The organism is Bordetella bronchiseptica, assembly GCF_900636925.1.
Taxonomy (GTDB): Bacteria; Pseudomonadota; Gammaproteobacteria; order Burkholderiales; family Burkholderiaceae_B; genus Bordetella; species Bordetella pertussis.
The window spans coordinates 3,245,978-3,265,498 of sequence record NZ_LR134326.1; the positions used below are offsets into that span (position 1 = coordinate 3,245,978).

The window sequence follows — 19,521 nt, forward strand, 5'->3', positions numbered from 1 at the left end:
CGCCGCGCAACCAGCGCTTGCGAGCGGTCGCAGCCGCCGGCCGCCAAGCGCGTAAACTGCCCTTCTCCGGTGATCCTGGAAAACCCTCGTTTCACCTGCCGCCGGCGGGGACGATGCGTCCCCAACGACGGCAGTAACGGCCATGACCATGAATCCGTCATTTCCCTCGCGCCGCCTGGCGCCGCGCACCTTGCTGGCCATGCTGCTGCTGGCCCTGGCGACGCTGTTTGCCGCGATGCCGGCCGGCGCCCAACCCCCTAGCCCGGCCGACGCCGACGCCATCCTCACCCAGGCGCGCAAGCAGGTCGATGACATCCGCAAGCAGCTCGACGACAAGGCCGACGATCCCCAACTGGTCAAGAACCGCTCGGACGTGCTGGACATCCAGGCCAAGGCGGACGCGCTGGCCGAAACGCTGAGCCCGCAACTGGCCAGCGTTTCGGCCCGGCTGAGCGAGCTGGGGGCCGTGGCCGAAGGCGCCAAGGAAGCCCCCGACGTGGCCCAGCAACGGGCCCAATTGGAAAAGTCGCACCGCAACCTGGACGCGCAGATCAAGCTGGCGCGCCTGCTGTCGGTCGAAGCCGGCCAGACGGCCGAGCAGATTTCGGCGCTGCGGCGCAATCAATTCCAGGTGCGGCTGGGCGAACGGCGCGACTCGGTCGTCTCGAGCGATTTCTGGACCGAATGGCGCGCCGAGATCCCGCGCGACCTGACGCGCCTGGCGGCGCTGCGCGACGAACTGGCCGAAGCGGCCGTGCAGACGCCGGCCTGGATCTGGGGCGTACTGCTGGTCGGCATGGCCGCGGTGGTGGCGCTGCGCGCCTGGATCGGCCGGGTCATCCTGCAGCTGACCGCCACCAAGTTGCCGCCGGGCCGTCTGCGCCGCTCTTTCCTGGCCCTGACCATCGTCCTGATGTGGGTGGCCACGCCCGGGCTCATCGCGCAATTGCTGCGCATGGGCGTTTCCTGGAGCGCCAGCCTGTCGGACAGTACCGAGACCTTGCTGTCCAACCTGGTCGCCACCGTATGCTTCGGCGGCTACGTCGGCGGGCTGGGCCAGGCGCTGCTGTCGACGGTGCGCCCGACCTGGCGGCTGCCGCCGATTCCCGACCAGGTTGCGCGCGCCCTGGGCTGGGTGCCGCCGACGCTGGGCCTGCTGGTGGTGGCGATCTGGCTGGCCGAGCGCCTGCCGGTGCTGCTGAACTCCAGCCTGACCAGCACGATCACGCTGGGCGTGGTGATGGCCGCCGTGCTGGGACTGGTGCTGCTGGCGGCGCTGGCCCGCGCCGAGCGCGTGCGCCGCCAGCTTGCGCTGGAGAGCGAGGACAATCGCGCCCCGCCGCGGCCATTCTGGCTGGCGGTGCTCAACACCACGCTGTGGTCGGTGCTCTGTACCGGCCTGCTCACGCTGGTCATCGGCTATGCCGCATTCGGCACATTCCTCATCAAGCAGGCCATGTGGACGCTGGTCGTGCTGTGCTCGACCTATCTGCTGGTCGTGCTGATCGACGACGGTTTCAGCACCCTGCTGGGCTCGAACCGCGACAGCGATGCCGGCGCCCAGTTGCGCCTGCGCACGCAGGCGGCGGTGCTGCTGTCGGGGGCTTGCCGCGTGGCGGTCATGCTGGCCGCGGTGGTGCTGCTGCTGTCGCCCTTCGGCGAGGGCCCGATGGACCTGGTGCACCGTCTGGACCAGGTGCACAAGGGGCTGCAGATCGGCGAGGTGCAGATCCGGCCCGCCGCGCTGCTGCAGGCCCTGCTGGTCCTGGCGCTCAGCCTGCTGATCGTGCGGCTGCTCAAGCGCTGGCTGACCACCCGCTACCTGCCGACCACCGAACTCGATCCGGGCATGCAGATTTCCGCGGCCACGCTGTTCGGCTATGCCGGCGTGGTGACCGCCGCCGCGCTGGGCCTGTCCGCGCTCGGCCTGGGGCTGGAACGCGTGGCGTGGATCGCCAGCGCGCTGTCGGTGGGCATCGGTTTCGGCCTGCAGGCGGTGGTGCAGAATTTCGTTTCGGGCCTGATCCTGCTGGCGGAGCGGCCGGTGAAAGTGGGCGACTGGGTCTCGCTGGGCGGCGTCGAGGGCGACATCCTGCGCATCAACGTACGCGCCACCGAAATCCAGATGGGAGACCGCTCCACGGTCATCGTGCCCAATTCGGAGTTCATCACCAAGACGGTGCGCAACGTCACGCATGCCAATCCGCTGGGACTGGTTCAGATCAGGCTGCCGATGCCGCTGTCGGTCGACGCCGAACAGGTGCGCACCCTGATGCTGGAGATTTTCGAGGCGCACGGCGATATCCTCGACAATCCCGCCGCCGCGGTCTACCTGGACGGCATCGAGGCCGGCCACCTGATCTTCAACGCCAAGGGCTATGTGAGCTCGCCGCGCTCGGCCTATACCGTGCGCAGCGATCTGTGGTTCCGCGTCCTGAAGCAACTGGCCGAGGCCGGCCTGGACATGGCGCCGCCCAGCACGATGCTGTTGCGCGAGCCCCAGGCGCCGCTGGCGCCGGACGCGCCGGCCGCCATGGCCAGCGCGCCGCCGCAGCCGCGCTGAAACGGGCGGGCGATCAGCCCGGCGTATACAGATCGTCGATGCGGGCGCGCGCCGCGGCCGCGTTGACCGGCACCTGGCGGCGCACCGACGGCACGACGGCCACCGGCGTGAGATCCGAACACAGCCCCTGCGCCGACAGCGCGGCGCGGGTGGCATCGTCGGTCTGGCACAGCATGTCTATCGCGGCGGTCTCCAGCTTGCGCGCCTTCGAGTCATCCTTGGTCGAGGCGGCCGCTTGCATGGTGCGTTCGAAGTTGCGCCGCAGACTGCAATTCTGGTCTTCCACCGGCACCGCGAAATTCATGCCGAACCCCAGCACCGCGCCTCCGGCCCCGCCCGACACCATGCAACTGTCGGTCGAGAACGAACCGTAGAAGGCTGCCGCACCCACCGCGGGCACCGTCTTCAGGGAACTGGAGCCGCTGTTGTCCGAGTTGAATGTCACACCCTGGCTATTGCCCGCGGCGTTCACGCCCGCCGAAGCGCTGGTCGACGACGTGGCGTTGCTGGTGCTGGTCTGCGCGGCGGCGCCGAACGAGGCCAGCGACAGCGAAAGTACGACTAGCATGGTCTTCATGATGCCCCCTTGTACCGGACGGCCGGAACCGTCCGGCGTTCTGGGTTGACGTGTTTCAGCGATGCCCGTAGCCGCCGATCCGGCCGATCTGGAACATCTGGAACTTGCCCTTGGCGATCGCTTCGGTATTGCTCTCGGCGAAGGCGCCGGCGCCGTTGACGATGACGTCGCCGATCTGCGCGGGCGCATTGCCGCCGGTCATGCCAAAACCGTTGGTCTTCGAGTATTGCGACGTATCGGTCCATACCTCGACCCCGTCGCGATGAATGGCGCCGCCCATGCTGGCGTAGCCGCTGGTTTCGCCGCTGGCGAATTGCTTGGAAAAGCCGGTGCCCATGACCTGGCTGGCGGCCGCCGCGCTGCCGTTGGAGATCGATTCCACCGATCCCTTGACCGAGCCGCCATAGGCGCCGACGCCGCTGCTGCTGTGACTGCCGCCGGCCAGGGCCGGACCAACCAGCGCGGCGGATGCCGCCAACGCCGCCAAAGTTGCGATCTTCTTCATTTCAGGGTTCCTCCGATTCCGTAAAGCGACGGAACACGCTCGCCGATTTCCGACCGGCAGGCGGACCGCCGCCTGGCTCCCCTTTGTTTTGTGCAACAGAACTCAAGCGCCGGTGAGGCAATGATTGCCGCGCGCCCAGCCTGCCGGAATCCGGCAAAAGGCCGATCGGGGCGTTTGCATGAGTTTTGGCGGAGCGGCCCTGCCCCGTGCGAACTAAGCCGCAAGCGGACGCGACGGTGCCCCCGCGCCGTTTGCACGATCGCAGGCGCATGAGCACCGCCGTGCGGCTTCATGCTTATGGCGTGGAACGCTGCGCGGCTCCAGCCGTTTTGCGCTCATGCCTAAGCGCGATCATCCCAACGGCCCGACTTTCGCAGTGCTGCGATCAATGCCACATGGTCCACAGCGCGCCGCTGGCCGGCACCAGCAGGCCCAGCCCGGCGGCCACCAGCAACACGAAGACCAGGCGCTTGACCGTGTGGATGGAGCGCGCCGATGCGTAGCGGCGCACCAGCCAGGTGAGCGCGACCACGACCGGGAATGCCTCCAGGCTGAGCCAGAAGGTGATGGTGTGCAGACTGCCCTGCGCGCCGACCAGGGCCAGCCGCGTCATGGCATTGCACGAGAACAGGATCAGCAGGCTGTTGCGTATGGTGGCCAGCGGCAGCGGCTGGCGGTACAGGTGATACACCATCGGAGGGCCGGCGCTGGAGAACAGCCCGCCCAGCACGCCCGACACCACGCCGAAGCCCACGAAGCTGCGCCGCGACGAGACGCGCGCCAGCGGCCGCGCGCGCGCCACCAGCTGGATCGCGCACGCCAGGATGGTCAGCCCCAGCAGCCACTGCAGCAGCACGGCGGCGCTGCCGGAGATCCAGTCGAGCATGAAGACGCCCAGCGCGACGCCGGCCAGGCTGCTGACCAGGGCCGGCCGCACCAGCGTCCAGTCGACCTGCGGCCGCGCGCGGCCGATGACCACCAGCGCGTTGACCAGGGTAAGAATGCTCACCGTATTGGCCATGTCCGGCAAGGGCGCGACGGCCAGCAGGCCGGTCAGCCCCAGCAGCACCAGCCCGAAGGCAAAGCCCGTCATGGTTTGCGCGTAAGTGGCCAGCGCGACGCAGGCCAGGAACAACACGTGCTGCAGGATGCTCATGATTCAGCGGCCGGCCCGCGCCATGCGCGCGGCGGCGTCCAGCCGCCCCGCATAAAGGTTGAGGGCCAGCCCGCCCAGCACCAGCGCGGCCGCGGACAGCTTCCAGCCGGGCAGGCTTTCATCCAGCAGCAGCGTCGAGGCCAGCATGCCGAACACCGGCACCAGCAGCGCCATGGGCGCGACGGTCGTGGCGGGATGGCGGGCAAGCAGCCAGTTCCAGGCGCCGAAGCCGAATACGGTATTGCCCACGGCCTGCCACAGCACCGCCGTCCAGGCCGCCGGCGAGGCATGGATCACGGCCTGGGCGATGGCAGCAGGCCCCTCGGCCAAAAGGCTGATGAGCAGGATGGGGGGCACGGCGAACAGGCTGCTCCAGGCGATGAACCCCACCATGTTGACCCGCCCCGCCGTGCGCGCCACCATGTTGGCGCAGGCCCAGCTCAATCCGGCGAGCAGCACCAGGCCCACGCCCAGCAAGGTGATGGCCGCGCCGGGATCGGCAACGCTGTACCAGGCCACCACCGCATAGCCGGCCACCGCCAGCGCCAGGGCCAGCGCCTGCCACAGGCGCATGCGCTCGCCCGTGAATGCCATGGACATCAGGATGGTGAAGAAGACCTGGGACTGGACCAGCAGGGAGGCCATCCCCGGCGTGATGTCGCGCTGCATCGCCCAGTACAGGACGCCGAACTGCCCCACGCCCAGCAGGACGCCGAAGGCAGCCAGCCGGCTCCAGGGCACCGCGGGGCGGCGAAACAGCAGGACCCAGGGCAGCACCGACAGCAGAAAGCGCAGGGCCGCGAACAGGAACGGCGGAAAATCCGCCAGCGCCCACTTGATGACGACGAAGTTCGTGCCCCAGATGAAAACCACCGATAACGCCAACAACAAATGGGACAGAGGCATGATGCGCGGTCAGGGGCGCGGCGCGCCCGCACTGGACTGGATGCAGGGAATAGGGAGGATGGGAAGAATCAGTCGGGCACCGGCTGGCTGGCCTGTTCGCCCACCACCGTGGTCCATGGACGCACGCGCCAATGGGTTACCAGTCCTTCGCGCACGTACGGGTCGGCGGCCGCGAACGCTTCGGCGGCGGCCGGCGTATCGCCGGTGAACAACAGCACGGCGCCGTCGATGGGGTCGGCCAGCGCGCCGGCCAGCACCAGTTCGCCACGTTGCGCCGCGGCGCGGGCCAGCGCCAGGTGCTCGGCCCGGTACTGCGCGCGGCGCGCCGGGTAGTCCGGGATCACATCGTAGAAAAGCAGGTAATGCATGACGCGCCTCCTTGGGCTCGCGGTCGAACCTGCATCATACGCCCAGCCTCCCGCGCGGGCGCCGGCGCAGGCACTTTTGCGTCATACTGCCGCGATGCCGCCAGGCCGGCGGCCCAACCAAGGGGAGACGCTTCAATGATTCAGGAAATTGCCAGCATCCTGGTGCAACCCGGCCGCGAGGCCGATTTCGAAGCAGGCGTGGCGCAGGCCAGGCCGCTGTTCATGCGCGCGCGTGGCTGCCACGGCGTGGCGCTGCACCGCTCGATCGAGGCGCCGCAGCGCTACACCCTGGTGGTGGACTGGGAGACGGTGGACAACCATATGGTGGATTTCCGCCAATCGGCCGATTTCCAGGAATGGCGCAAGCTGGTGGGCGAGTGCTTTGCCGAGCCGCCCCAGGTCCACCACGAGCAGAAGGTGCTGTAGGCCCGCTCAGCGCCCGCTTTCGTCGTTGTACTTGCGGGCGCTGCCGCGAAAGCGCTCGGCCGGATACTTGAGCGCGTTCTTGCGCATCTTGGCGGCCACGGCGGCGGGGATGTCCAGCCCAAGCTGATCGGCCAGCGCAACCAGGTACAGCTGCACGTCGGCGATTTCGTCGGCGGCCGCCTGGCGCTGCGACGGCGTCAGCTCGCGCGAGCCGGCCTCGGTCAGCCACTGGAAGACGGCGACCAGCTCGCCGGCCTCGCCGGCCAGCGCCATGGCCAGGTTCTTGGGCGAATGGAACGGCTCCCACTGGCGCTCGGCGGCAAAGCCGCGCACGGCGTCGCGAATGGCGTCGAACTCGCCCGCCGAAGCGCCCGGGGTATCGCTTGCCGCCATGGCGCCCGCCCCTCAGCCCTGCGCCGCCAGCCGCGCACGCGCAGCCAACGCCACGGCCACGGTGGTGCGCACGTCGGCCAGGGCCCGGTGGGTCGGCTCGGACGCGCCGAGATGGCGGGCCAGCACGTTCAGCTTGTGCGACGGCAGCTCGGGCCAGGCCTGGCGCGCCAGCATCAGCGTGCAATGGGTCTGCGCCTCGAACGGCAGGCCGGTGCGATCGGCCGCGGCCTGCAGGAAGCGGCGATCGAACGAAGCGTTATGGAAAAACAGCGGCCCGCCCTCGATGAAGTCGAGGAAGTCGCCGAACGCCTGCCGCACCGGCACGCCATCGCGCTCGACTTCGGCCTGGGTGATGCCGGTCAGGCGCGAAATGAACGGCGGCACCCTGCCGTCGGTGCGCACCACCTGGGTGAACTCGCGCTCGATCTGCCCGCATGCGCTGACGCGCACGGCGGCGAATTCGAGGATTTCGCACGTGGCAACGGACAGCCCGGTGGTTTCCAGGTCGGCCACCACGAACGGCCCATCCAGCGCCCGCAAGCCGTCGCGCGCGGCGCTGGCGCGGCCGGCCGCGGCGCCAGCGCGCAGGGTCTGCCCATAGGGATGGGGCGTGGTGTAGCGACGGAAATAGGCCATATTGATACCGAAACAACAATAAAAACAACGCCCTGCGGGTCCAACGGGCATTCTACGCCGGGATAGGCCCCGATGTGCTGCCAGGCAAGTCTTATATAAGATATAAGACATTTGCGGCATTGCCCCTATCCCTCTACAATCCCGGCTACAACCCTTGTTCCAACCCGACTATTACGCAGGCCATCCATGCTGGAAACGTACCGTCAACACGTCGCCGACCGCGCAGCCCTGGGCATTCCGCCGCTGCCGCTGTCCGCGCAACAAACCGCTGACCTGATCGAGCTGCTGAAAAACCCGCCGGATGGCGAGGCGCAGAATCTGCTGGAGCTGCTGACCTACCGCGTGCCCGCCGGCGTGGACGACGCCGCCAAGGTCAAGGCCTCGTACCTGGCCGCCGTGGCCTTCGGCACCGAATCGTGTGCCCTGATCGACCGCGCCAAGGCGACCGAACTGCTGGGCACGATGCTCGGCGGCTACAACATCGGCCCGCTGGTGCAACTGCTGGACGACGCCGAGGTCGGCACCATCGCCGCAGACGCGCTGAAGAAGACCCTGCTGATGTTCGACGCCTTCCACGACGTCAAGGAGAAGGCGGACAAGGGCAACGCCAACGCCAAGTCGGTGCTGCAGAGCTGGGCCGATGCCGAATGGTTCACCAGCCGTCCGGAAGTGCCGCAAAGCCTGACCGTCACGGTCTTCAAGGTACCCGGCGAAACCAACACGGACGACCTGTCGCCCGCCCCCGACGCCACCACGCGCCCCGATATCCCGATGCACGCCCTGGCGATGCTGAAGAACAAGCGCGACGGCGCGGCGTTCGAGCCCGAGGAAGACGGCAAGCGCGGTCCCGTGCAGTTCATCGAATCGCTGAAGGAAAAAGGCCACCTGGTCGCCTACGTCGGCGACGTGGTCGGCACCGGCTCATCGCGCAAATCGGCCACCAACTCGGTGCTCTGGTTCACCGGCGAAGATATCCCGTTCGTGCCCAACAAGCGCTTCGGCGGCGTCTGCCTGGGTAGCAAGATCGCGCCCATCTTCTACAACACGATGGAAGACGCCGGCGCCCTGCCGATCGAGCTGGACGTCTCGAAAATGGAAATGGGCGACGTGGTGGAACTGCGCCCGTACGACGGCAAGGCCATCAAGAATGGCGAGACCATCGCCGAGTTCACGGTCAAGTCGGACGTGCTGTTCGACGAAGTGCGCGCCGGCGGCCGCATTCCGCTGATCATCGGCCGCGGCCTGACCGCCAAGGCGCGCGAGGCCCTGGGCCTGCCGCCCTCCACCCTGTTCCGCCTGCCCAATAACCCGGCCGACACCGGCAAGGGCTACACGCTGGCCCAGAAGATGGTCGGCCGCGCCTGCGGCCTGCCGGAAGGCCAGGGCATCCGCCCGGGCACCTATTGCGAGCCGAAGATGACCTCGGTGGGCAGCCAGGACACCACCGGCCCGATGACCCGCGACGAGCTGAAGGACCTGGCCTGCCTGGGCTTCTCGGCCGACCTGGTGATGCAGTCGTTCTGCCATACCGCCGCCTATCCCAAGCCGGTGGACGTCAAGACGCACCACACCCTGCCGCAGTTCATCAGCACGCGCGGCGGCATTTCGCTGCGCCCCGGCGACGGCGTCATCCACTCGTGGCTGAACCGCATGCTGCTGCCCGACACGGTCGGCACCGGCGGCGACTCGCACACGCGCTTCCCGATCGGCATTTCGTTCCCCGCCGGCTCGGGCCTGGTGGCCTTCGCCGCGGCGACCGGCGTGATGCCGCTGGACATGCCGGAATCGGTGCTGGTGCGCTTCAAGGGCAAGATGCAACCCGGCGTCACGCTGCGCGACCTGGTCAATGCGATCCCGCTGTATGCCATCAAGCAAGGCCTGCTGACCGTGGCCAAGCAAGGCAAGAAGAACATCTTCTCGGGCCGCATCCTGGAAATCGAAGGTCTGCCCGACCTGAAGGTCGAGCAAGCCTTCGAGCTGTCCGACGCCTCGGCCGAACGCTCGGCCGCCGGCTGCTCGGTGCGCCTGCACAAAGAGCCGATCATCGAGTACATCAACAGCAACATCGTGATGCTGAAGTGGATGATCGCCAACGGCTATGAAGACGAACGCTCGCTGGGCCGCCGCATCAAGGCCATGGAAGCCTGGCTGGCCGATCCCAAGCTGCTGGAGCCGGACGCCGACGCCGACTACGCCGCCGTGATCGAGATCGACCTGGCCGACATCCACGAGCCCATCGTGGCCTGCCCGAACGACCCCGACGACGTCAAGACGCTGTCGGATGTCGCCGGCGCCAAGATCGACGAAGTGTTCATCGGCAGCTGCATGACCAACATCGGCCATTTCCGCGCGGCGTCCAAGCTGCTGGAAGGCAAGCGCGACATTCCGGTCAAGCTGTGGGTGGCGCCGCCGACCAAGATGGACGCGCAGCAGCTCACCGAGGAAGGCCACTACGGCGTCTTCGGCACGGCCGGCGCGCGCACCGAAATGCCGGGCTGCTCGCTGTGCATGGGCAACCAGGCGCAAGTGCGCGAGGGCGCGACGGTCATGTCCACCAGCACGCGCAACTTCCCCAACCGCCTGGGCAAGAACACCAACGTGTACCTGGGCTCGGCGGAACTGGCGGCGATCTGCTCGCGCCTGGGCCGCATCCCGACCCGCGAGGAGTACATGGCCGATATGGGCGTCATCAACAAGAGCGGCGACCAGATCTACCAGTACCTGAACTTCGACCGCATCCCCGACTACAAGGATGTGGCCGACGTGATCGAGGTCTGAGCCGGTCTTCGGCCATGACAAAGGGCCCGCCGCAAGGCGGGCCTTTCTTTTTGCTGTACGCGCTTGCAGCCCTGAAGACCCAGGCCCCCTTGGGGGCGGCATGCCCGCGTTTTCGTGCAGACCGCGCATGAAACATTTCAAAAAGATTGCAACCGACGCCCAATAAACAGAATCATATTCTTGCAGGCAAGACGGGTTTGGAGGGTTACACCATTGCCTTGGCAAATCCTCTTCCAGTTTCTCGACAGCAAAGGAATCTATTGTGGCTTCGACCAGCAAGACCACCATGGCCTGCGTTCTTGGATTCTGCATGGCATTGGCGAGCGCCGCTCAAGCCGAGCCCTCCACCCCTCTGGCCACTGGCCTGACCAACTCCGGCAGCGCCGAAGGACAAGTGATCGACGCCGTGCGCAGTGGCGAGATCCTGTCCATCAAGATCCGGTTCAAGCCCGTTGTCATGGGCAAGACGGAGACGATCTACTCGCAGATCAGCAAAAGCGACTACGAGAACAGCTTTTACGTGATCGCAGGCAATAAGAAACACCTGCTATTGAAAGATAGCAACGATGTACCGCTGACGAATCCCAAGGTACTGATACGGACGTCAAGCGATGCGCCCATCGCGGGCAGCTGGCAGGGCAAGTTTCCCGCCCCGCCCAAGGAAATCAAAGAGGTTTCGCTGACGATCCCGGGTGTCGAGACTTTCGACGCCATCCAGATCACCGACCGCTGAGATGGCGACCCATCCTGCCGGGCCAACGTTGCTGGCGGCGCTGGCGCTGCTTGCCGTCTCCAGCGGTTCCATGGCGCAAGAGCCGCCCTATAAGAGCACGATACTGGGCTTGCAGGCGACCATCCTGGACCTGAAGGGCTTGCCGTCCGACACCGACGGCGGCATATCGGACCTGAGCGCCCAAGTGGGTGCGCTGGCCGCGCGCCATGAAGGCGTGTCGGTACGGCAGGGCAAGGATGCCGTCACCATCGCCATGATGGGCGACGTACTCTTCGATTTCGACAAGGCCGACATACTCGCCGCGGCCGAACCCACTCTGCAGGACATCGCGAAGCTGATCAAATCCCCCGCCACCGGCATCGTCGCCATTGAAGGTCACACGGACTCCAAGGGCTCGGACTCCTATAACAAGGGCCTGTCATTGCGACGGGCCCAGGCCGTTGCGCAGTGGCTGGGCGCTCACGGGGTAGACGCGGCGAAACTGTCGGTCAGGGGCCTGGGGGCTGCCAGGCCCGTACAGCCAAACCAGCTCGCCAACGGGGCGGACAATCCGCAAGGACGCGCCCAGAACCGCCGGGTGGAGTTTGTGCTGCCCAACCGCTGACACGATCAGGCGGCCTTGGCCAGCAACTGCGCCAACTCGGTCAGGCTGCCAGCCTGGTAGTCCCAATTTTCAGGCGCCCCCCGATAACCTGCCTTCGACGGATCCGCTGCGCGCTGGCGCTGGACATAGGCTGTTTTCAGCCCGCATGAGCGAGCCGCATCCAGATCGTAGCCATGCGCGGCGACCAGCATGGCGCGTTGCGGGGGCACGTCCAACAATGCACAGGCATGCAGATAGGCTTGGGGTGCAGGCTTATAGGATCGGGAAGCGTCCGCACCAAAAACCATGTCCCACGGCAGGCCAGCGTGCCTGGCCATGTCGACCAGCAACCTGGTATGCCCATCGGACAAAGGCGCAACGATAAAGCGCTGCTTCAGCTGAGCGATACCTGCTACCGAATCGGGCCAAGGCCGCAGCTTGTGCCATGCATGGTTCAGGGTTTCCAGTTCGCTGCGAGCGAACCGCGATGGCGTCAGATCGAACTGCGCCAGGCAAGCCTGCAGATTCTCCATGTTGATGATATCGAGAGGGGCAAAGGCTCGCTGTCCGGCGCGGATCGGCTCGATGGCGGCATCATATTGCCCGACCCAGGCATCCGCGAATTGATGGGCATCGACATGAGGCAGCGCATGGCGCTTGAGGAATGCGGCGACCTCGTCCGCGATGCTGCCGCGCCAATCGACGACGGTTCCCAGCACGTCAAAGAACAAGACCTCGATATCCGTCGCACGAGCGGGTTCCATCGCATCCCTCCGCATTGAGTTTCAACCTATGCAGGACGTCAGCCTCGGTCCTGCGGCCAGGCAGGCAGCCGCATCGATGCTCCTGCCGGGTTCTCTGCGGAGGCTCCTGCATGGCGCCTAGCTTACGCCAGGCGTCATTCCGTTGCACGCCGCCCGCGGCGTCAGAACTCCATCGAAGCCGACAGCGTGAAGGTGCGCGGACCGCCCAGCACCAGGTAGCCATTGCCGGGGTAGCCGCCCACGGAGGACCAGTAGTCGCGGTTGGCGATGTTCTCGACGCGGGCGCGCCAGGTCACCAGATGGCCGCCGATATCGGTCATGTAGCGCAGGCCGGCGTCCAGGCGCGTCCAGCCCGGCACCTCCAGGGTGTTGGCCGCATCCGCATAGGACGAGCCCGTATAGACCACGCGTCCGTCCACGGTCAGGCCCTGCACGCCGGGGATGTCCCACTCCACGCCGAGGTTGGCCTGGAAGCGCGGCACGCCGATGACGCGCTTGCCGTCGGTGGCGGCGTTGCCGGTGCTGAGCTGCTTGGCGTCCAGCCAGGTCAGCCCGCCCAGCACGCGCACGCTGCGCGTGAGCTCGCCGTAAGTCGTCAGTTCGACCCCGCGGTGGCGGTCCTTGCCCGAAGCGCGGAAGACCTGGTCATCGCCCACGAACCCGCGCGGCTTGTCGGTGGAAAAGAGCGCCAGGCCGCCGCCCAGGCCGTCGTGCTCGAACTTGACGCCCACTTCCTTCTGCTTGGACACATAGGGCGCCAGCGATTCGCCGTGGTTGACCACCGGCAGGCCGTTGGCGGTCTGCGGCGCGGTGTCGCCCGCCGACAGGGCCTCGATGTAGTTGGCGTACAGCGACACCTGGGGAGTCACGCGCACCACCAGGCCGGCGGCGGGCGAGTTGTGGCTTTGCTCGTAGGGCGTGCCGCCGATGCCCGTGTCGTAGCTGTAGTCGCGCTGGTAGAGGCGCTGGTGGCGGATGCCGGCGGTCAGCAACACCTTGTCGTCGAAGAACGACATGGTGTCGCCCAGCGCATAGCTGGCCAGCCGGATGACGCCCTGCTTGGCGGGATCGTCCATGTCGTTGCCGCGAAACGCGGTGCTGCTGATGGCCGGCTTGGCGTAGCTGACGGGGTCGTAGATGCTGGTGTCGAACTGGTTGAAGAAGTCCATGACATAGGCGTTCTTCTTCTCGAGGTCGAAATAGGACGCCGAGGCGACCAGTTCGTGTCCCACCGGGCCGGTGCGCGCCTTGGCGCGCAGGCCGATCTCGCCCGTGTTGACGGTATCCTCGCGGGCGTTGTCGAAGCGGTAGAACTTGCCCTGCCCCGCGCCGTTGACGCCATTCAGGTTGGCCAGCGAGTTCTCCTCCTTGCTCTGGCGCATGCCATAGGCGGCCCAGCCCGTTATGCGGTCGTTGAAGTCATATTCGCCGCGCAACGTGCCGAACACGTCGCGCTCGTTGGAGTACGACCAGGGCTGGGCATAGTTGGAGCCGGCGTCGGGCGCGCCCGGCACCTTGGCGGCATCGCCGGCCAGCGTGACATTGGGGCGCGCCCGCTTCAGGCGGTTGTCCTGGTAGCCGATATCGGCCGACAGGCGCGCGCGCTCGCCGCGCCAGTCCAAGCCCAGCGCGAACACCGTGGTGCGGGTGCGCTCGCCGTCGATGGCGGTCTCGCCGCCGCGCTGGGCGGCGTTGATGCGGATCCCGACGCTGTCGTCCGGGCCGAAGCGCCGGCCGATGTCGGCCGAGGCCTCGAGCATGCTGTCGCTGCCGTAGCCGGCCGAAAAGCGCGTCAGCGGCTCGTTGGGCGCGCGCTTGGGAACCAGGTTGATCACCCCGCCGATCCCGCCGCCGGACGGCGGCGCGCCGGTAAGAAACGCCGAGGCGCCGCGCAGCACCTCGACGCGCTCGAACAGCTGGGTCGAGATGTACTGGCGCGGCAACAGGCCGTAGAGGCCGTTGTACGCGATGTCGTCCGAGCTGAGGATGAAGCCGCGGATGAAATACGACTCCTGGAAGTTGCCGAACCCGCGCGCCACCCGCACGCCGGGGTCGTTCTGCAGGACGTCGCCCACCCCCTTGGCCTGGCGGTCCTGGATCAGTTCGTTGGTGTAGGCGGTGATGGAGAACGGGGTTTCCAGGTTGTCGCGCGTGCCGAGGATGCCGACCTTCGCGCCCGTGGCGACCTGGCCTCCCGCGAACGCCGGCGCCAGGCCGCCGGCGGAGGCGTCGGCGCTGGCCTCGACCCTGACGGCGTCCAGGGTGATCGAGGCATCGCCGCCGGCGGCGGGCGCGGCTTGCGCCTGGATGACGCCTGCGTACCAGGGCAGCAGCACGGCGAGATAAGCGAGCGGTAATGGCTTCATGGTGGTTGTCCGTAGGGGGATGTGCGGCCACGCAAGCGGCCTGCCGTGCGCGGGCCGGCCATGGCCACCGCCCACCGGCTTGCGTGCATGAGAGCCTGCCATCTTAACTAATAAATCAAATCGTTCTCATTCAAAATAAAAAATCCGTCGCGCGGCGGCAACGCCGGGACATGCAAAGACCTTTCGCACAAAAGACGGGAAATCGGCCCTGTTCTTGGACGGGACATGGCCCGGAGAACACTTAGAATGCCGCAGTGACTGGAGAGACGAGACGCAATGTTCGAACGCTGGATCCTGCTGCCCACCCTTCTTGCCCTGGCGGGCTGCGCCAGCACGCGCCCTCCGGCCGACCCCGAGAACATCTGCGCCATCTTCCGCGAGAAGCCCTCCTGGCACGATGCCGCCCTCGATGTGCAGAAGAAATGGGGCGCGCCGGTCAATGTGCCGATCGCGATGATGTACCAGGAATCCAGCTTTCGGCACGACGCCCTGCCGCCGCGCTACTACTTCCTCGGGTTCATTCCCTGGGGCCGGGTCAGCTCGGCCTATGGCTATGCGCAGGCCAAGGACGAAACCTGGGCCGACTACAAGCGCGAGGCCGGCGGCTGGCTGGCCAGCCGCGACAACTTTTCCGACGCGCTGGACTTCATGGGCTGGTACATGAGCAAGACCCAGCGCATCAACGGCGTCTCGAAATGGGACGCCTACGGCCAATACCTGAACTACCATGAGGGCTGGACCGGCTATCGCAACCGCAGCTACGACCGCAAGGCCTGGCTCAAGCGGGTGGCGCAGCAGGTGCAGGCGCGCGCCGAACGCTTCGGCGCCCAGTACAAGGGCTGCGAGCGCGAGCTGAACCGCGGCGGCTGGCTGTTCTGAGTCGGCGACCGGCCCGCTGCTTGCGCGCTGTCATGCCGCCGATAGCCGGATCTTGGTAAAACCATGGGAGCACGTCGGCCCGGCTCCCGCCTCGCGCGGGAACTTTTGACGCATCGATCAAGTCTTATATAAGACACAAGACATCAACCCAACCCCCGCTTTGTCCCGCATTGCATGACAAGCGCGTCAAAACGCCTGAAAATGGCGGCTTTACGCGGTCACATCACGGAGTCCATCATGCCGCACAATACGTTCGACACTCTCAAGACTTTCAAGATCGGCAAGAAAACCTGTCAGCTCTATTCGCTGCCGGCCCTGGGCAAGGCCCTGGGCGTGGATGTACAGCGCTTGCCGGTGTCCATCCGCATCGTGCTCGAATCGGTGCTGCGCAACTGTGACGGCGCCAAGGTCACGCAAGAGCACGTGCGCCAATTGGCCAACTGGCAGGCCAACGCCAAGCGCGAGGACGAGATCCCCTTCGTGGTGGCGCGGGTGGTGCTGCAGGACTTCACCGGCGTGCCGCTGCTGGCCGATATCGCCGCCATGCGTTCGGTGGCTGCCAAGATGGGCAAGGACCCCAAGCGCATCGAGCCGCTGGTGCCGGTGGACCTGGTGGTGGACCACTCGGTCATGATCGATTACTTCGGCACCAAGAACGCGCTCGACCTGAACATGAAGCTGGAGTTCCAGCGCAACCGCGAGCGCTACCAGTTCATGAAGTGGGGCATGCAGGCCTTCGACACCTTCGGCGTGGTGCCTCCGGGCTTCGGCATCGTGCACCAGGTCAACCTCGAGTACCTGGCGCGCGGCGTGCACCGTGACAAGAACAACGGCGTCTACTACCCCGACTCGCTGGTGGGCACCGACAGCCACACCACCATGATCAACGGCATCGGCGTGGTCGGCTGGGGCGTGGGCGGCATCGAGGCCGAGGCCGGCATGCTGGGCCAGCCGGTCTATTTCCTGACGCCGGACGTGGTCGGCGTGGAGCTCAAGGGCAAGCTGCGCGGCGGCGTGACCGCCACCGACCTGGTGCTGACCATCACCGAGATGCTGCGCCGCGAGAAGGTGGTGGGCAAGTTCGTCGAATTCTGCGGCGAAGGCACCGCCAGCCTGTCGGTCACCGACCGGGCCACCATCGGCAACATGGCGCCCGAGTACGGCGCGACCATGGGCTTTTTCCCGGTCGACGAACGCACCATCGACTACTTTGAAGGCACCGGCCGCACTGCCGAGGAAATCGCCGCCCTCGAGGCCTATTTCAAGGCGCAGAAGATGTTCGGCGTGCCCAAGGCCAAGGACATCAACTACACCAAGCTGCTGACGCTGGACCTGGGCACCGTGGCGCCGTCGCTGGCCGGCCCCAAGCGCCCGCAGGACCGCATCGAGATCGGCAACGTCAAGAACACCTTCACCGAGCTGTTCTCCAAGCCCATCGCCGAAAACGGCTTCAACCAGCCGGCCGACAAGCTGCACCAGGCCTACACGACCAGCGCCGGCACCAAGGTCAAGAACGGCGACATCCTGATCGCCGCCATCACGTCGTGCACCAACACGTCGAACCCCAGCGTGCTGCTGGCCGCCGGCCTGCTGGCCAAGAAGGCGGTCGAGGCCGGCCTGAAGGTGCCCAAGCACATCAAGACCTCGCTGGCGCCCGGATCGCGCGTGGTCACGGAATACCTGACCAAGACCGGCCTGCTGCCCTATCTCGAAAAGCTGGGCTTCGACGTGGCGGCCTACGGCTGCACCACCTGCATCGGCAACGCGGGCGACCTGACCGCCGACCTGAACGAAGCCATCCTGGGCAACGACCTGGTGTGCTCGGCCGTGCTGTCGGGCAACCGCAACTTCGAGGCCCGCATCCACCCGAACATCAAGGCCAACTTCCTGGCCTCGCCGCCGCTGGTGGTGGCGTACGCGCTGGCCGGCACGGTCACGCGCGACCTGATGACCGAACCGGTGGGCCGCGGCAAGAACGGCGACGTGTGGCTGGGCGACATCTGGCCGAGCAGCGAGGAGATCCAGGCGCTGCTCAAGTTCGCCATGAATCCGACCGCCTTCAAGGAAAACTACAGCCAGGTCAAGAGCAACCCCGGCAAGCTGTGGGAGAACATCAAGGGCGTGACGGGCGAGACCTACAACTGGCCCGAATCGACCTACATCGCCGAACCGCCGTTCTTCGAAGGCTTTGGAATGACGCCCGCCGCAATGCCGGCGGTCAAGGGCGCGCGCGCGCTGGGCATCTTCGGCGACTCGGTGACCACCGACCACATCTCGCCGGCCGGCTCCATCAAGGAGACCTCGCCGGCCGGCAAGTGGCTCAAGGAGAACGGCGTGATGAAGGCCGACTTCAACAGCTACGGTTCGCGGCGCGGCAACCACGAGATCATGATGCGCGGCACGTTCGCCAACGTGCGCATCAAGAACCTCATGATCCCGGCCCGTCCGGACGGCAGCCGCTTCGAAGGCGGCGAGACGCTGTTCCAGCCCACCGGCGAGCAGATGTCGATCTACGACGCCGCCATGAAGTACGTGGCGCAAGGCACGTCCTCGGTGGTGTTCGGCGGCGAGGAGTACGGTACCGGGTCGTCGCGCGACTGGGCCGCCAAGGGAACGCAGCTGCTGGGCGTGAAGGCCGTGATCGCGCGCAGCTTCGAGCGCATCCACCGCAGCAACCTGGTGGGCATGGGCGTGCTGCCGCTGCAGTTCAAGGGCGGCGACAGCGCGCAGTCGCTGGGCATCGTGGGCAACGAGACGTTCGACGTCACGGGCCTGGAGGGCGGCATCAAGCCGATGCAGGACGTCACCCTGACGATCCACCGCGCCGATGGCTCGCGCCAGGACGTGACGGTGCTGCTGCGCATCGACACGCCCATCGAGGTCGATTACTACCAGCACGGCGGCATCCTGCCGTTCGTACTGCGTCAGTTGCTGGCCGCCTGACGGCGTCCCGCCTCAAGACCTGCGCGACCCGAACCCTCCGGCCTGCTGGCCGGAGGGTTTTTTCGTTGGACGGGATCACACGGCGCGGATCATGCGGCCGGTCGCGGCTCAGGCGCCGAACTGGTAGGCGTCCATGGCCAGCGCGCCGTACGCGACCTCGTCGTTGAGGCGGCGCGCAGGCATGCCGCCCGCCCCCAGCGCCACGTACAGCGGCATCAGGTGGTCGTCGTGCGGATGGGCGCGGGCAGCGCCCGGCGCGCGCGCCTGCCAGTCCAGCAGCGCCTCGACGTCGCCCGCGGCCAGATGCTCGGCATACCATTGCTGAAACGGCGCCACGTAATCCGCGGGCGGCGCTCCGTGCGGCATGCGCACGTCGCGCAGATTGTGCGTCAGCGAACCCGATCCGATCACCAGCACGCCGTCATCGCGCAGCGGCGCCAGCGCCTGGCCCAGCGCATACTGGCCGCGCGCGTCGCGCTCCATGTCCAGCGACAGCTGCACGACCGGCAGGTCGGCGTGCGGATACAGGTAGCGCAACGGCACCCAGGCGCCATGGTCGAGCGGACGCCGCGCATCGTTGCCGGCCTGGATGCCGGCGTGCGCGAGCACGTCCACCACCTGTTGCGCCAACCGGGGCGAGCCCTCGGCCGGGTACTGCAGCTGGTACAGGTCGGCGGGAAAGCCGCCGAAATCGTGCCAGGCGACCTGGCGGTCGCGGGTCGAGACCGCCAGGCCCTGCCCCATCCAGTGCGGCGAAACCACCAGCACCGCGCGCGGGCGCTCGGGCAGCCCGTCGCTCCAGGCAGCCAGCGCGGGGCCGGTGCGGCCTGGCTCGACCGCGAGCATGGGGGAACCATGGGAAACGAACAAGGTGGGCAGGCGCATGGCGACCTCCGGCAAATAGGGATGGCTTATTGTCGGAATTTTCAGCCCAGCAATAAATCC

17 protein-coding genes are annotated in these 19,521 nt (G+C 66.9%); 7 read left to right on the plus strand and 10 right to left on the minus strand.

Annotated features, from left to right (window positions below; translation table 11 throughout):
- Positions 1–142: 142 nt before the first annotated feature.
- Positions 143–2,563: a DUF3772 domain-containing protein gene (locus EL288_RS15095; RefSeq protein WP_033459451.1), complete on the plus strand. Its 2,421-nt coding sequence runs from the start codon at positions 143–145 to the stop codon at positions 2,561–2,563.
- 13 nt (positions 2,564–2,576) lie between these two features.
- Here the strand turns inward: EL288_RS15095 and EL288_RS15100 are convergent, their stop codons facing one another.
- From EL288_RS15100 to EL288_RS15120, 5 genes are all read right to left on the minus strand, one after another.
- A complete protein-coding gene (locus tag EL288_RS15100; protein ID WP_003810214.1) occupies positions 2,577–3,140 on the minus strand; it encodes a hypothetical protein in 564 nt (187 codons plus the stop codon).
- Between the two features lie 55 nt (positions 3,141–3,195).
- Entirely contained in the window at positions 3,196–3,645 is a 450-nt protein-coding gene (locus tag EL288_RS15105) for a hypothetical protein (RefSeq protein ID WP_003810211.1), read from the minus strand.
- Between the two features lie 385 nt (positions 3,646–4,030).
- A complete protein-coding gene (locus EL288_RS15110; RefSeq protein ID WP_003810210.1) occupies positions 4,031–4,801 on the minus strand; it encodes a TSUP family transporter in 771 nt (256 codons plus the stop codon).
- A 3-nt stretch (positions 4,802–4,804) separates the two neighbouring features.
- A complete protein-coding gene (locus EL288_RS15115; protein WP_126621980.1) occupies positions 4,805–5,707 on the minus strand; it encodes an EamA family transporter in 903 nt (300 codons plus the stop codon).
- Positions 5,708–5,775: 68 nt separating this feature from the next.
- Positions 5,776–6,075, minus strand: a complete 300-nt coding sequence (locus tag EL288_RS15120; RefSeq protein ID WP_003810208.1) for a YciI-like protein — start codon at positions 6,073–6,075, stop codon at positions 5,776–5,778.
- A gap of 135 nt (positions 6,076–6,210) precedes the next feature.
- Here EL288_RS15120 and EL288_RS15125 point away from each other — a divergent pair, with 135 nt between their 5' ends.
- Positions 6,211–6,501, plus strand: coding sequence for an antibiotic biosynthesis monooxygenase family protein (locus tag EL288_RS15125; RefSeq protein ID WP_003810207.1), 291 nt, complete (start codon positions 6,211–6,213; stop codon positions 6,499–6,501).
- 6 nt (positions 6,502–6,507) lie between these two features.
- Here the strand turns inward: EL288_RS15125 and EL288_RS15130 are convergent, their stop codons facing one another.
- Positions 6,508–6,894: a nucleotide pyrophosphohydrolase gene (locus EL288_RS15130; protein ID WP_003810206.1), complete on the minus strand. Its 387-nt coding sequence runs from the start codon at positions 6,892–6,894 to the stop codon at positions 6,508–6,510.
- A 12-nt stretch (positions 6,895–6,906) separates the two neighbouring features.
- Positions 6,907–7,650 carry a 3'-5' exonuclease gene (locus tag EL288_RS15135; protein ID WP_003810205.1) on the minus strand — a complete coding sequence of 248 codons (744 nt, stop codon included), beginning with the start codon at positions 7,648–7,650 and terminating at the stop codon, positions 6,907–6,909.
- A gap of 66 nt (positions 7,651–7,716) precedes the next feature.
- On the opposite strand from EL288_RS15135, the gene acnB reads away from it, so the two are divergent.
- The 3 genes from acnB (at position 7,717) to EL288_RS15150 (ending at position 11,645) form a co-directional block, all read left to right on the plus strand.
- Positions 7,717–10,308, plus strand: coding sequence for a bifunctional aconitate hydratase 2/2-methylisocitrate dehydratase (acnB, locus tag EL288_RS15140; protein ID WP_003810204.1), 2,592 nt, complete (start codon positions 7,717–7,719; stop codon positions 10,306–10,308).
- Positions 10,309–10,702: 394 nt separating this feature from the next.
- Positions 10,703–11,041 carry a hypothetical protein gene (locus EL288_RS15145; RefSeq protein WP_003810203.1) on the plus strand — a complete coding sequence of 113 codons (339 nt, stop codon included), beginning with the start codon at positions 10,703–10,705 and terminating at the stop codon, positions 11,039–11,041.
- Between the two features lies 1 nt (position 11,042).
- The gene (locus EL288_RS15150) at positions 11,043–11,645 is read left to right on the plus strand and encodes an OmpA family protein (protein ID WP_033455978.1); all 603 of its coding nucleotides are present in this window, start codon (positions 11,043–11,045) and stop codon (positions 11,643–11,645) included.
- 5 nt (positions 11,646–11,650) lie between these two features.
- Here EL288_RS15150 and EL288_RS15155 read toward each other — a convergent pair whose 3' ends face one another.
- Both EL288_RS15155 and EL288_RS15160 read right to left on the minus strand, forming a co-directional pair.
- A complete protein-coding gene (locus EL288_RS15155; protein ID WP_003810201.1) occupies positions 11,651–12,388 on the minus strand; it encodes a haloacid dehalogenase type II in 738 nt (245 codons plus the stop codon).
- A 161-nt stretch (positions 12,389–12,549) separates the two neighbouring features.
- Entirely contained in the window at positions 12,550–14,754 is a 2,205-nt protein-coding gene (locus tag EL288_RS15160; protein WP_003810200.1) for a TonB-dependent receptor, read from the minus strand.
- A gap of 276 nt (positions 14,755–15,030) precedes the next feature.
- Here EL288_RS15160 and EL288_RS15165 point away from each other — a divergent pair, with 276 nt between their 5' ends.
- Both EL288_RS15165 and acnA read left to right on the plus strand, forming a co-directional pair.
- A complete protein-coding gene (locus EL288_RS15165) occupies positions 15,031–15,633 on the plus strand; it encodes a transglycosylase SLT domain-containing protein (RefSeq protein ID WP_033459454.1) in 603 nt (200 codons plus the stop codon).
- A gap of 237 nt (positions 15,634–15,870) precedes the next feature.
- A complete protein-coding gene (acnA, locus tag EL288_RS15170; RefSeq protein WP_003810198.1) occupies positions 15,871–18,576 on the plus strand; it encodes an aconitate hydratase AcnA in 2,706 nt (901 codons plus the stop codon).
- Positions 18,577–18,684: 108 nt separating this feature from the next.
- Here the strand turns inward: acnA and EL288_RS15175 are convergent, their stop codons facing one another.
- Positions 18,685–19,461 carry a DODA-type extradiol aromatic ring-opening family dioxygenase gene (locus EL288_RS15175; protein ID WP_162835061.1) on the minus strand — a complete coding sequence of 259 codons (777 nt, stop codon included), beginning with the start codon at positions 19,459–19,461 and terminating at the stop codon, positions 18,685–18,687.
- Between the last annotated feature and the right edge of the window lie 60 nt (positions 19,462–19,521).